Genomic DNA, 13,476 nt, shown 5'->3' with positions numbered 1-13,476 from the left:
CTACTGCGATTTTCTGACCCGCAGGTACCACTCGGAGAGCAGTCGTACCTGTTTGTCGGTGTAGCCACGTTCGACCATGCGGGTGACGAAGTCGTTGTGCTTTTGTTGATCCTCTTTGCTGGCTTTGGCGTTGAAACTGATGACTGGCAGCAGATCCTCGGTGTTGGAGAACATTTTCTTCTCGATCACCACCCGCAGCTTCTCGTAGCTGAGCCAGGTCGGATTCTTGCCGTTGTTGTTGGCCCGGGCGCGCAGGACGAAGTTGACGATCTCGTTGCGGAAATCCTTCGGATTGCTGATGCCGGCCGGTTTTTCGATTTTCTCCAGCTCTTCGTTCAGGGCTACGCGGTTGAGGATTTCGCCGGTTTCCGGGTCGCGGTATTCCTGATCCTGAATCCAGAAGTCGGCGTACAGCACGTAGCGGTCGAAGATGTTCTGACCGTACTCGCTGTAGGACTCCAGGTACGCGGTCTGGATTTCCTTGCCGATGAACTCGATATAGCGCGGAGCCAGGTATTCCTTGAGGAAGCGCAGGTAGCGCTCGCGGGTTTCGGCCTGGAACTGTTCCTGTTCGATCTGCTGCTCCAGCACGTAGAGCAGGTGCACCGGGTTGGCGGCGATCTCGTGGGGATCGAAGTTGAAGACTTTCGAGAGGATCTTGAAGGCGAAGCGGGTCGAAAGACCATTCATGCCTTCGTCGACGCCCGCGCTGTCGCGGTACTCCTGGATCGATTTGGCCTTTGGATCGGTGTCTTTGAGGTTTTCGCCGTCATAGACGCGCATTTTCGAGTAGATGTTCGAGTTTTCCGGCTCCTTGAGACGCGACAGCACGGTGAACTGGGCAAGCATCTTCAGGGTGTCGGGCGCGCAGTGGGCCTTGGCCAGGGAGCTGTTGAACAACAGCTTGTCGTAGATCTTCACTTCGTCGCTGACCCGCAGGCAATACGGGACTTTGACAATGTAGATCCGGTCGATGAAGGCTTCGTTGTTCTTGTTGTTGCGGAAGGTGTGCCACTCCGATTCGTTGGAGTGGGCCAGCAGGATGCCAGTGAACGGAATCGCCCCCAGGCCTTCGGTACTGTTGTAGTTGCCTTCCTGGGTGGCGGTCAGCAGCGGGTGCAGCACCTTGATCGGTGCCTTGAACATTTCCACGAATTCCATCAGGCCCTGGTTGGCCCGGCACAGGGCGCCCGAGTAGCTGTAGGCGTCGGCGTCGTTCTGTGGAAACTCTTCGAGCTTGCGGATATCGACCTTGCCCACGAGGGCGGAGATGTCCTGGTTGTTTTCGTCTCCAGGTTCGGTCTTGGCCACGGCGATCTGGTTGAGGATCGAGGGATAGAGCTTGACCACCCGGAACTGGCTGATGTCACCGCCGAACTCGGCCAGGCGCTTGGTGGCCCAGGGTGACATGATGGTGTTCAGATAGCGTCGGGGAATCCCGAAGTCCTCCTCGAGGATCGCGCCGTCTTCGGTGGCATTGAACAGCCCCAGGGGTGATTCGAAGACCGGCGAACCCTTGATCGCGTAGAAGGGGACCTTCTCGATCAGCTGTTTCAGTTTTTCGGCCAGGGACGATTTACCGCCGCCCACCGGACCGAGCAGATAGAGGATCTGCTTCTTCTCTTCCAGGCCTTGGGCGGCATGGCGGAAATACGAGACGATCTGGTCGATGCATTCTTCCATCCCGTGGAAGTCTTCAAAGGCCGGATAGCGCCGAATCACCTTGTTGGAGAAGATGCGCGACAACCGTGAGTTGGTGGACGTATCCAGCAGTTCGGGTTCGCCGATTGCCAGTAGCAGCCGTTCAGCTGCTGACGCGTAAGCGCTGCGATCCTTTTTGCACAGTTCGAGGTACTCCTGCAGCGTGAGTTCTTCTTGCCGTGTGGATTCGAAGCGTTGTTGGAAATGGCTGAAAATGCTCATGACGTCACCTCGCTCGATACGTGGAGCCGGTGCCGGATCAGTCAGTCCAGTGCTGGCACGCAACCGCGAAAGCCGTTGCCGTTTACCCCCCAGAACACCTTCAAAGCGATGATCACTTTGAAAATTACTACCGATGACCCGTACGCCGGTGTACCGGCTCTCCCCTGATTTGGATGGCCTGCGCTTAAGGATAGTTCGGAATCGGCGGGGTCAAGTCAAGATGATCAATTAGTTGCGCCTGACCGTTCGTCAGGAAAGGCTCTAGCCCGCGAATCCCGCGGGCTTCAGCAACAGAAAAAAATTATTCGGAAATATCTTGAGCAATTTCTGACGGATAGGTCGTGCGCCACAGTTCGAAGCCACCGTCCAGGCTGTAGACGTCGCTGAAGCCCTGGCTGATCAGGTAGGCGGCGGCGCTCTGGCTCGAATTGCCGTGGTAGCAGCACACCACCGTTGGCGCATCGAGGTCGGCGGCGCGAATGAAGTCGGCTATGTTGTGGTTGTCCAGGTGCCGGGCGCCGCTGATGTGGTTCAGGGCGAAAGCCTGCGGGTCGCGGACGTCGACAACCACGGCGCCGTGCTCGCGCAGGGCCTGGGCTTGTTCGGGCGGGATACGTTTGAATTCGGTCATGCTGGGCTCCGTCGGGGGGCGGGTAGGTCTTACAGTCTAGCGATATAACCAGGCTCGGAAGCGCTCGGCCAGGGTTGGTGGCGGAGCGACGCCACCCTGGGCATCGCACTTGCAGGTCAGAAGCTCACCGCTGTCGACGTTCATCAGGGTCATGGCACCGCCCCAGACGCAGCCGGTATCGAGGGCGAAGATGCCGGGCTCGTCGCATTGGCCTTCAAGGGCCGCCCAGTGGCCGAAGATGATCTTCAGGTCGTGGGTCTTGCGTTCCTTGTAGCTGAACCAGGGGGCGTAACCGCGGGGCGCGGTATCGGCGCCTTCCTTGCCCTTGAGGTCGAGCTTGCCGTCGGCGGTGCAGAAGCGCATGCGGGTAAAGTAGTTGGTGATCACCCGCAGGCGGGGCACACCTTGCAGATCGCTACTCCACTTGTTCGGCTCATTGCCGTACATACCGTCGAGGAAAGGCGTCAGCAGGTTGTCATCGCGCAAGGCGGCTTCCACTTCGGCGGCGTATTTGAGCGCTTTCTTCAGTGTCCACTGGGGTGGAATGCCGGCATGGACCAGGGCCACATTGCGCTCGGCATCATGGTGCAGCAGCTTCTGGCGGCGCAGCCAGTCCAGCAGATCGGCGCTATCCGGTGCGTCGAGGATCTCGCGCAGCGTATCGCTTTTTTTCAGCCGTTCGACATTGTGTCCGGCGGCGAGCAGGTGCAGGTCATGATTGCCCAGCACGCAGACCAGCGACTCGCGCATGCCGTAGAGAAAACGCAGGGTTTCCAGGGATTGCGGGCCCCGGTTGACCAGGTCGCCCACCAGCCACAGCTTATCCTGGGCCGGATCGAACTTGACGCGTTCAAGCAGGCACTTGAGCGGTTCCAGGCAGCCTTGCAGGTCGCCGACGGCGTACACCGCCATCAGTGCAGGGACCCCGGGACGGCAAGGCGGAAGGGTGCGATCACGGCGTCGAAGTGCTTACCGTCCTCGGCCAGCATCTGGTAGGTGCCCTGCATGTTGCCGACTTTTGTCGTCATCACCGTGCCGCTGCTGTAGGTGTGGCTCTGGCCGACCTCGATCAGCGGTTGCTGGCCGACGACGCCGGCGCCGCGGACTTCTTCCACATGACCGTCGCCATCGGTGATCACCCAGTGCCGTGACATCAACCGGGCGGGCAGTTCGCCGTTGTTCTGCACCGTGATGGTGTAGGCGAAGGCAAAGCGGTTCTGCTCGGGTTGCGATTGTTCTGCAAGGAAGCGAGTGACGACGCTGACGTCGACCTGGTAACGAGGATCGGACATGCAAGAGGCCTTGGAAGCTGAAGCGCAAGAGACGCTGGACGAAGCCCAGTCTAGGTCAAGTCCCGGGTAGTAGGCCAGAGATGGACGCTGGCCCGCCACCCGCGAGATCAGTTGACGTCGGGGGCCGGGACGGGCTGCTCACTGAGTTTGTCGGCCAGGCGCACGAAGGCGGCCAGGTCGAGCTGTTCCGGGCGCAGGCTGCCGTCGACGCCGGCGGCTTCGATCTCGGCATTGCTGAGCAGGGCCTTGAGGGTGTTGCGCAAGGTTTTGCGGCGCTGGTTGAAGGCTTCGCGCACCACGCGCTCCAAGAGCCGGTGATCCTTGGCCGGGTGGGGCAGGACGGCGTGGGGCACCAGGCGCACGATGGCTGAGTCGACCTTGGGCGGCGGGTTGAAGGCGCCCGGGCCGACATTGAACAGATGCTCCACGCGGCAATGGTACTGGACCATGATCGACAGACGTCCCCAGTCGCCGCCGCCAGGGCCGGCGGCCAGGCGCTCGACCACTTCCTTCTGCAACATGAAGTGCATGTCGCGAATCAGGCTGGCATTGTGCAGCAGATGGAAGATCAGCGGCGTGGAGATGTTGTAGGGCAGGTTGCCGACCACCCGCAGGCTGTTGGGCGCCGGGTTCAGGCTGGTGAAGTCGAACTTCAGCGCGTCGCCCTGGTGCAGGTGGAAATTGGCTCTGCTGCCGAATTGCTGGTTGAGGATCGGTACCAGGTCCTTGTCCAGTTCGACGACATCCAGCTGTGCGCCACTGTTGAGCAGGCCTTCGGTCAAGGCGCCCTGGCCCGGGCCGATTTCCAGCAGGCGGTCATCGGCCTTGGCATGGATGGCGCGCAGGATGCGGTCGATCACGCCGGCGTCGTGCAGGAAGTTTTGCCCGAAACGCTTGCGCGCCCGGTGTTGGTATTGCTCGGTCATAAACGGGTCTCGGCCATCTGGTAGGCGGTTTCCAGGGCGACTTGCAGGCTGCCGGTGTCGATGTTGCCACTGCCGGCCAGGTCCAGGGCGGTGCCGTGGTCGACCGAGGTGCGGATGATCGGCAAGCCCAGGGTCACGTTGACTGCGGCACCGAAACCTTTGTATTTCAGCACGGGCAGGCCCTGGTCGTGGTACATCGCCAGCACCGCGTCGCAGTGCTCCAGATATTTGGGGGTAAACAGAGTGTCGGCAGGCAGCGGGCCACGCAGGTCCATGCCCTCGCCGCGCAGGCGCTCCAATGTCGGTTCGATGATGTCGATTTCTTCATGGCCCAGGTGCCCACCTTCGCCAGCATGGGGGTTGAGCCCGCAAACCAGGATACGAGGCGTGGCAATGCCGAACTTTTCCCGCAGGTCGCCGTGCAGGATACGGGTGACCCGTTCCAGGCGCTCCGGGGTGATCGCATCGGCGACCTGTCGCAGGGGCAGGTGGGTGGTCACCAGGGCCACGCGCAGTCCTCGGGTCGCCAGCATCATCACCACCTGGGTGGTGTGGGTCAGGTCGGCGAGGAATTCGGTGTGGCCGGAAAAGGCGATCCCTGAGTCATTGATCACGCCTTTGTGCACCGGGGCGGTGATCATGCCGGCGAAATCGCCGTCCAGGCAGCCTTGGCCGGCACGGGTCAGGGTTTCCAGGACAAAGGCGGCATTGGCCCGGTCCAGTTGTCCTGCAACGACCGGGGTCGCCAGCGGGGTATCCCAGACATACAGGCTACCCGCTGCTGCCGGTTGGTCAGGCCACTGGCCTGGTGTCACGGGCAGTAGATCGACAGCCACGCCCAGCTGCGCGGCCCGCTCGCAGAGCAGGTCACGGCTGGTAATGGCGATCAGGGGGTAGGGCTGGGACTGCGAGGCGAGCAGCAGGCAAAGGTCTGGACCAATGCCCGCCGGCTCGCCGGGTGTCAACGCGAAACGCTGGGGTTTCACTTTGGCGCCTGTTCCGCGCCGGGGAGCTTGATTTCAACGTAGGCTTCGTCGCGGATCTGACGCAGCCAGGTTTGCAGCTCTTCATCATATTTGCGATTACGCAGCACGGTCATGGCTTGCTGTTCGCGGGCCTGGGTGGTGCTGTCGGTGGCGCGACGGCCAAGGACTTCCAGTACGTGCCAGCCATATTGGGTCTTGAACGGCTTGGACAGGACGCCTTGCGGGGTCTTGGCCATCACTTCGCGGAATTCCGGCACCAGTGCGTTCGGGTCGACCCAGTTCAGGTCGCCGCCGTTAAGCGCCGAGCCCGGGTCTTCCGAGAAGCTCTTGGCCAGCGTACCGAAATCTTCGCCGTTGGAGATCCGCTCGTAGAGTTTCTGCGCCAGGGCTTGGGTTTCGGCTTCGCTGCGAATGGCGTTGGGCTTGATCAGGATGTGACGGACATGCACTTCGTCACGCATCTGTGTCTCGCCACCGCGCTTCTCCAGGACCTTCAGGATAATGAAGCCCCCAGGGGTGCGTGTCGGTTCGCTGATGTCGCCGATTGCCATGCTGCTGAGCATGCGGTCGAACGGCGGTGGCAACTGAGCTGGTTTACGCCAGCCCATGTCGCCGCCTTCCAGGGCGTTATCGCTGCCGGAGTGGGCAATGGCCAACTGACCGAAGTCAGCGCCTTGCTTGAGCTGCCGGTAGAGGTCCTGGGCCTGGGCCGCTGCGGCCTGGATGGCTTGCGAGCTGGCGCTGTCCGGAACCGAAATCAGGATATTGGCCAGGTGCAGTTCTTCGGAGAGCTGCATCTTGCCCAGGTCCGAGGCGAGGAAGTTCTTCACTTCCTGTTCCGACACCTGGACCCGCTCGGCGACACGACGCTGGCGCACACGGCTGATGATCATTTCCCGGCGAACCTGGTCACGGGCGTCCTCATAGGAGAGGCCGTCGTGGGTCAGGGCCGCGCGGAACTGATCGATGCTCATGTTGTTGCGCTGGGCAATGGTGCCGATCGCCTGGTTCAACTCATCATCACTGATGCGGATACCCGAGCGTTCGCCGATCTGCAATTGCAGGTTTTCGACGATCAAGCGGTCCAGGACCTGTTGGTCGAGGACGCTGGTGGGCGGCACGCCGCCACCGCGCTTGGCAATGGTCTGCTGAACCTCGTGGACGCGCTGGTCCAGTTGGCTCTGCATGATGACATCGTTGTCGACGATGGCCACGACGTTGTCGAGGGGCTGCACAGCGGCGTGAACCGCTGCGCTCAGGACCAGCGCGCCCAGCATCAGCGGGCGCAGACAATCAGAAAGCTTGATCTTCACGTTCACGATAACCTTGGATGCCTTTGTCGAGGAAGCTCTCAACCTTGTTGCCCATGACGCCACCCAGGCCCTTCAGTACAAACTGAAGGAAGATACCGTGGTCGCCTCGTTCGTTTTGCGGAGCCAGTTGACTGAACTCGTCATACTGGACCCAATAGCGGTTGATCAGGCGCATTTTCCAGCAGCAGTTGTCGTACTCGAAGCCACCGAAGGCTTCCAGCGTACGGTTGCGGTTGTAGTCGTACTGCCAGCGGCTGATGACATTCCACTGCGGAACGACCGGCCAGATGACCGAGAAGTCGTGCTGCTCGATCTTGTAGTAGTCCTTCACGAAGCCGGGTTGGCCTGGTGTGCCGTAGTCGCCGCCGAACTGCCATTGGCCGGTGTTCTGGTTGTAGATCACCTGGTCGTTGCGATAGCGATAGCCGGCGTTGATAACCTTGTTCGGGTTGTCTTCAGGCTGGTAGTGGAACATCGCACTGCCGGAACGTGGCTGGTGACTTTTCGGATCCCAGTTGTAGTCGGCCGTGGCGCGCCAGTCGTGGTTGAAGTTGTAGGCGTACTCCAGTGCATACGGCGAGACATTGGTCTTGGCGTCGGCACGAGTAGTGAAGTCCACGCCCGGCAACTGCACGGTGCGATCCTTGAAGTAGTACGCCTGGCCAACACTCACACGCTGACGTTCGAAACCGTTGTCCTCGATCCAGCGGCTGGTGACACCCAAGGACAGCTTGTTCTCGTCGCCGACGCGGTCGTTGCCGGAGAAGCGGTTGTCACGGAACAGCGAGGCGTAGTTGAAGCTGTACTCGGCAGTATCAAACACCGGAATATTTTTCTGATCTTTCTCTGGAACATAGAGATAGAACAGGCGAGGCTCCAGGGTCTGCCGATAGTTGGTGCCGAACATTTCAGTGTTGCGGTCGAAGTACAGGCCGCTGTCGATGCTGGCGATGGGGACGGCACGGCTTTGCGAGCTGCTGTAGGTTCCACCGACGTAATTCGGATTAGCCGCCTGGGCTGCCACGATTTGAGACTGGCCCAGTGAACCCAGATCCAGATCGTATTGGGTGTACTGGTACTTGAGCGACGGTGTTACAAAACCATAGGTCCAGTTGAGCGGCAGGCTGACCCCCGGCTTGAGGTTCAAACGGTCGCCGTTGGCGCGGGCGAGACCAGTCACGTTGGTGTCCAGACGTGGAGCGGTGACGCCATCCTTGTCGGCGAAGGTCCCGGTTTCCAGGCTTCGCTCGAAGCGAACGGCTTCAGTTTCATAGGTGAAATTGAGGCCTTCCGGATGATAGGGCAGGGTGCCGTTGAAGGTAATCTGCGGCAGGCGGTTATACGGTGTGATAACGGCCACGCTGGCCAATTGGTAGGCCTGTACGTTCAACTGCGCGGTGAAGTTGTCACCACGATAGGTTGTCATGGCCTGCTGATTCACATAGTCAACGTTCTTGACGCCGAGCTGGTTGGTCTGCAAATCCTGGAAGTAATACGGATCGCTGATCTTGGTGTAGTCAACCGTGGTCAGTACCCGTGAGTCCAACCCGCTCTTATTCTGCCAATTGATCATGTAGCGATCTTTGGTGGCATCCGACTGTTTAGCGCGGTCGTTGCTCTCGTCGCTCAGGAATGCGCCGCCGAACTGGCCTTCGCTGGACTTGGTCAGATAGCGGAACTCGCCTTCGGTCAACATGCCGCGCTTGCTCATGTAGTGCGGATACAGCGTGGCATCGTAGTTCGGTGCCAGGTTGAAGTAGTAAGGCGTGGTCAGGTTGAAACCCGAGGTGCTGTCGCTGGAGAAACTCGGCGGCAGGAAACCGGACTGACGACGATCGTCGATCGGGAAGTAGATGTACGGGGTATAGAGGACTGGAATGTCCTTGACCCGCAAGGTCACGTTGGTTGCCGTACCGAAACCGGTCGCCGGGTTCAGGGTGATGTTGTTGCCCTTGAGTTGCCAGGCGTTGCTGTTCGGTTCGCAAGTGGTGTACGTACCGTCCTTGAGGCGGATGATCGCGTTCTCGGCACGTTTGGCGTACAGCGCGTTACCCCGTACATGGGATTTGTGCAGCACGTATTCGGCGTTGTCGACCTTGGACTCGCCCGTGTCCAGTTGCACCTCGGCATGGTCACCGACCAGCAAGGCGCCCTGGTCGCGAACCCGAACGTTGCCGTTCAGCTCGCCACGGTTCTCAGCCTGGTAAAGGCTGGCTTCGTCGGCCTCGGCCTGCATGCTGCCCTGGCGCATGACCACGTCGCCGGCCAGTGTTGCGACCTGCTTGTCCTGTTCATAACGCGAAGCCTTGGCCCCGATGAACGTCGGCGCATCACTTTTATTCGTCGTGTCATTCATGCCTGGACGAATCGGTTCGATATAGGAACCAGAGCAGTAAGGACCGGTTTCGGCCAACTGCGCGGCAGTCAGCTTGTCACGCGGGACCCAGTCGAGGTGACTGTAGTCGGCACTGCGCGACTTCAGACCACGGCCCTTGGCCTCGGTGACCAGCACCGGGCCGGCAGCTTTCTCGCTGCTGGAACCGCTGTCCGCCGGGGCAGCAGTGCCCAGGGCCTCGGCATTCCCGTCATGCACGGGACGCGGTGGCAGCTGGGCGGTAGTGGTTTTGGGCGCACAGTCCCAGGCGCCGGAAGCAGAGACGGAACAGTCATACTGTTCCGCAGCGACCGCGAACGGGGTGGCAAGAGGTTGCAGAGCCAGCAAACCGCCGGTAACCAGCAACGGGAATTTTTTACGAAACGCGGGGGATTTCAATGCCATCTTATTAGTCCGGGCTTCCTGCGTGCCATCTGCCCGCGGTGGGGGTCACACGCCTATCGATGGTCAGAAAAAGATGCTGGATAATAAAGCAACACCCGCTTGACGGCTAGCGTCGTCGGAGACCCATGTAATGCCTGATCAAGATGTACGCTTGGAACACCTGAAAGTTTGGCTGGATCGGCAGTTGGAAACGCTCTTTCTGGCCGAAGGTTGGGGCGCCATTCCCCCGGCCACGTTGACCTCGGCCAGTAGTGACGCGAGTTTTCGACGCTATTTTCGCTGGGAGGGCGAGGGCCGTAGCCTGATCGTGATGGACGCGCCGCCACCCCGGGAAAACTGCAAACCCTTCGTGGATATCGCCCATTTGCTGGCGAAATCCGGAATCAACGTGCCGAAAATTTACGCGCAGGATCTGCAAAACGGTTTTCTTTTGCTCAATGACCTGGGCAACCAGACCTATTTGGACGTGATCAACGCCGACAACGCCGATCGATTGTTCGCCGATGCCATCGACGCCTTGCTGGCCTTCCAGCAACTGCCGATGGACAGCCAGCTGCCGAGTTATGACCTGGCCTTGCTGCGCCGTGAGCTGGAACTGTTCCCCGAGTGGTACGTGGGGCATGAGCTGGGTCGCGTTTTCGATCCTGCGCAGTTGGCGATCTGGCAACGGGTCAGCGACCTGCTGATCGACAGCGCCCTGGCCCAGCCGAAAGTGCTGGTGCACCGTGACTATATGCCGCGCAACCTGATGGCCAGCGAGCCCAACCCCGGCGTGCTGGATTTCCAGGACGCGGTCTATGGGCCCGTCACCTACGATATTACCTGCCTGTTCAAGGATGCCTTCCTCAGTTGGCCCGAGGCCCGGGTGCGTGGCTGGCTGCTGGACTACTGGCATCGGGCGATAGGTGCGGGTATTGCGGTGCAGGCCGATTTCGAGGAATTCCTCCGGGCCAGCGACCTGATGGGTGTGCAACGTCATCTGAAGGTGATCGGGATCTTTGCGCGCATCTGCCACCGCGATGGCAAGCCGCGTTATCTGGCGGACGTGCCACGCTTCTTCGCTTATATAGATGCCGTGGTGGCGCGCCGTCCGGAGCTGGCCGAACTGGGTGAGTTGCTGGCCGGCCTGCGTGAGCCGGAGGGGGCCGACGTATGAAGGCAATGATCCTGGCCGCCGGCAAAGGCGAGCGGATGCGTCCTTTGACCTTGCATACCCCCAAACCGCTGATCCGTGCCAACGGCACGCCATTGATCGACTATCACCTGCGCGCACTGGCGGCCGCCGGCTTCAAGGAGGTGGTGATCAATCACGCCTGGCTGGGGCAGCAGATCGAGGACTACCTCGGCGACGGCTCCCGCTATGGCGTGAGCATCGCCTATTCGCCCGAGGGTGAGCCGCTGGAAACCGGTGGCGGCGTTTTCCGCGCGTTGCCATTGTTGGGCGATGAGCCCTTTCTGGTGGTCAACGGCGATATCTGGACCGACTATGATTTTGCCTCGCTGCGTCGGCCGATCGCCGGCCTGGCGCACTTGGTCATGGTCGACAATCCGCCGCATCACCCCGCCGGGGGCGACTTCAACCTGCTCAACGGCCAACTGCATGACGGTGGGGCGCTGGGCGAGAAGCTGACCTACAGCGGTATTTCAGTCCTGCACCCCAGGCTGTTTGCCGCCTGCACCGGCGGTGCCTTCAAGATCGCGCCGCTATGGCGCGAGGCGATGGCACGGGGGCTGGTGAGTGGAGAGCATATGCACGGACACTGGGTTGACGTCGGCACCGTGGAGCGCCTGGCGCAAGTCGAGCAATTGTTGAAAGAGAGACACTGATTATGTTGTGGCCAGGGACTCTGATTGGAGCCGGGGCGGGTTTTGCTATCGCCAGTATTCCGGGGGCCATGTTGGGCGCCTTACTCGGGCAGGCGCTGGATCGGCGCCTGCAATTGCACAGTCTTGCCCATTTGCGTGAACGCCTGGGGGGCAAGCCGGCGTTGCGCAACGATGAATTACTATTTGTCTTGCTGGGACGACTGGCCAAGAGCGATGGGCAGGTGGTCGACGGGCATATCCAGCAGGCGCGTGAGGAAATGCGTCAATTGGATATGCCCGATGCGGCGCGGCGCCGGGCGATTGCCGCGTTCAACCGTGGCAAGTCGGGACGCGATCGACTGCACGGCTACCTGAACCATCTGAAGGCCCAGCCCCATGCCGCCGAAGGCGTTTTGCGGGCGTGCTGGCGAATGGTCTGGGCCGACGGTCGGGTCGGGTCGAAAGAGCGTGAACTGATCATGCTCTGGGGCAAATGGCTGGGTTGGACGAGCCACCAGGTCCAGGCCCTGGCCCATGACTACGAGCCCGGGCGCAAGTCGCTGTCGGGCACGACCGGGACTTACGAGGAGGCACTGGTGTTATTGGGCGTGGCGGCCAACAGTGAGCCGGCACAAATCAAGCGGGCTTACCGGCGCCTGCTCAGCCGCCACCATCCTGACAAGATCGCGGGCAGTGGAGCGACGCCTTTACAAGTGCGCGAGGCCACGGAGAAAACCCGCGACCTGCATAATGCCTATGTGCTGATTCGCGAACGAAGGGATTTCCGTTAGGCGACGCGCTTCAGAGGCCGCCCACATCCTGCGGGCTCAACCAGCCACGGATGCGCCGGAACAACTGCTCCTGCCCGGCGTTGCCCGGCAGGGCCTTCAGCGCAATCTGGTTGTAGCTCGAGGTTTTCTGCCGCTTGCTGGCCTGCAATCGCTCCAACGCGGCTTTGCGATCCAGCGGTCGGTCCTGGTAGAAGAAGTCTGCTGTCGCCAGTTTCAGTCCTGGCGTGATCTGGGCCAGGTCCTGTGGGGCCGTGGTCGGTGTCTGCGCGGCCACCAGGAGCAGTTTCTGGATCTGCGGCGAAGGCCTCTCGCTCATGTAGCGGGCGGCCCAGTAAGCGCCGGTGCCATGGCCCAGGAGGACCACGCTGCGGGCATTTTGCTGTTTGGCGTAGGTAATTGCGGCGTCGATTCGTGCGAAGATCCGTTCGGCATCGGCCTTCAGCTGATCTTCAGCGGTTTGCGCGGCGGCCTGGTCGACCACCTCGGCTTCGGCGCTGGCCGCCTGTTCGATGGGTTTGGCCGTGGTGCTGGCGTCTTTGCTGTTGCTGGTGGTTGCCGCCGGTGCCTTGGGCGCTTCGGCCACCCGCGGCTGGATCGCATCGCTTTGCAGGTCCGGCAGGGTCAGGCTCAGACTGCCCCACTGGGCATCCGGGAACTTGCGCCGCAACGGACCGATTACCTGGGGCCAGTCAGCGGTTTCGCCGGCACCGGGAATCAGGATCACGGCGCCCAGGGGCGAAGCTGTGTTGGCCGGTTTCCACAAGGCCAGGAAGCTGTCGCCGCCGGCTTGCAGTTGCTGTTGTTCCTGCTGGGGCAATTGTCGTTCCAGCGCGGTCGCGTCTTCCTGGCTACGCTCGAGCAGGGGCTGGCGCTCCACTGGCTTGTCGGCGGCCTTCTGCGCCGGGTCCGGCGTCGGGTCGGCGGCCATGACGGGTGCGGCACAGGGTAGTATCAGTGACAGGCACAGCGCAGGCAGTGCCAGGCGGTAGAGAAGGGGCATCGGATTTTCCAGGCCAGAGTCATCCTGGC

Annotated in this window: 12 protein-coding genes; 3 read left to right on the top strand and 9 right to left on the bottom strand. The window is 61.2% G+C overall.

The window, feature by feature from the left end; translation table 11 throughout:
* The 8 genes from M5B99_RS10070 to M5B99_RS10035 all read right to left on the bottom strand — a co-directional run bounded on the left by M5B99_RS10070 (position 1) and on the right by M5B99_RS10035 (position 9,850).
* A complete protein-coding gene (locus M5B99_RS10070; protein ID WP_248803894.1) occupies positions 1-1,923 on the bottom strand; it encodes a PrkA family serine protein kinase in 1,923 nt (640 codons plus the stop codon).
* A gap of 301 nt (positions 1,924-2,224) precedes the next feature.
* Entirely contained in the window at positions 2,225-2,554 is a 330-nt protein-coding gene (gene glpE / locus M5B99_RS10065) for a thiosulfate sulfurtransferase GlpE (protein WP_248803893.1), read from the bottom strand.
* A gap of 36 nt (positions 2,555-2,590) precedes the next feature.
* Positions 2,591-3,466: a symmetrical bis(5'-nucleosyl)-tetraphosphatase gene (locus M5B99_RS10060; protein WP_248803892.1), complete on the bottom strand. Its 876-nt coding sequence runs from the start codon at positions 3,464-3,466 to the stop codon at positions 2,591-2,593.
* Positions 3,466-3,846: a Co2+/Mg2+ efflux protein ApaG gene (gene apaG, locus M5B99_RS10055; RefSeq protein WP_248803891.1), complete on the bottom strand. Its 381-nt coding sequence runs from the start codon at positions 3,844-3,846 to the stop codon at positions 3,466-3,468. Before apaG ends, M5B99_RS10060 begins: the two co-directional genes overlap by 1 nt.
* Before the next feature lie 107 nt (positions 3,847-3,953).
* Positions 3,954-4,772, bottom strand: coding sequence for a 16S rRNA (adenine(1518)-N(6)/adenine(1519)-N(6))-dimethyltransferase RsmA (rsmA, locus tag M5B99_RS10050; RefSeq protein WP_248803890.1), 819 nt, complete (start codon positions 4,770-4,772; stop codon positions 3,954-3,956).
* Entirely contained in the window at positions 4,769-5,758 is a 990-nt protein-coding gene (gene pdxA / locus M5B99_RS10045; protein WP_248803889.1) for a 4-hydroxythreonine-4-phosphate dehydrogenase PdxA, read from the bottom strand. The genes rsmA and pdxA overlap by 4 nt, the downstream gene beginning before the upstream one ends.
* Positions 5,755-7,071: a peptidylprolyl isomerase gene (locus M5B99_RS10040; protein ID WP_248803888.1), complete on the bottom strand. Its 1,317-nt coding sequence runs from the start codon at positions 7,069-7,071 to the stop codon at positions 5,755-5,757. The genes pdxA and M5B99_RS10040 overlap by 4 nt, the downstream gene beginning before the upstream one ends.
* Positions 7,052-9,850 (bottom strand): LPS-assembly protein LptD, encoded by a 2,799-nt coding sequence (locus tag M5B99_RS10035; protein ID WP_248803887.1) that lies wholly within the window; start codon positions 9,848-9,850, stop codon positions 7,052-7,054. The genes M5B99_RS10040 and M5B99_RS10035 overlap by 20 nt, the downstream gene beginning before the upstream one ends.
* A gap of 130 nt (positions 9,851-9,980) precedes the next feature.
* On the opposite strand from M5B99_RS10035, the gene M5B99_RS10030 reads away from it, so the two are divergent.
* Genes M5B99_RS10030 through M5B99_RS10020 form a run of 3 tightly spaced genes read left to right on the top strand, consistent with a single transcriptional unit; the run spans position 9,981 to position 12,447 of the window.
* Complete coding sequence (locus tag M5B99_RS10030) at positions 9,981-11,006, top strand: aminoglycoside phosphotransferase family protein (protein WP_248803886.1); 1,026 nt, start codon at positions 9,981-9,983, stop codon at positions 11,004-11,006.
* A complete protein-coding gene (gene murU / locus M5B99_RS10025; protein WP_248803885.1) occupies positions 11,003-11,677 on the top strand; it encodes an N-acetylmuramate alpha-1-phosphate uridylyltransferase MurU in 675 nt (224 codons plus the stop codon). Before M5B99_RS10030 ends, murU begins: the two co-directional genes overlap by 4 nt.
* A 2-nt stretch (positions 11,678-11,679) precedes the next feature.
* Positions 11,680-12,447, top strand: a complete 768-nt coding sequence (locus M5B99_RS10020; RefSeq protein WP_248803884.1) for a TerB family tellurite resistance protein — start codon at positions 11,680-11,682, stop codon at positions 12,445-12,447.
* A 10-nt stretch (positions 12,448-12,457) separates the two neighbouring features.
* Here M5B99_RS10020 and M5B99_RS10015 read toward each other — a convergent pair whose 3' ends face one another.
* Positions 12,458-13,447 (bottom strand): alpha/beta hydrolase family protein, encoded by a 990-nt coding sequence (locus M5B99_RS10015; protein ID WP_248803883.1) that lies wholly within the window; start codon positions 13,445-13,447, stop codon positions 12,458-12,460.
* Positions 13,448-13,476: the final 29 nt, after the last annotated feature.

The organism is Pseudomonas sp. MWU13-2100 (assembly GCF_023242365.1).
Classification (GTDB): Bacteria; Pseudomonadota; Gammaproteobacteria; order Pseudomonadales; family Pseudomonadaceae; genus Aquipseudomonas.
Note: the sequence above shows the minus strand (reverse complement) of the source record. Positions and strands in the feature narration are given on the sequence as shown.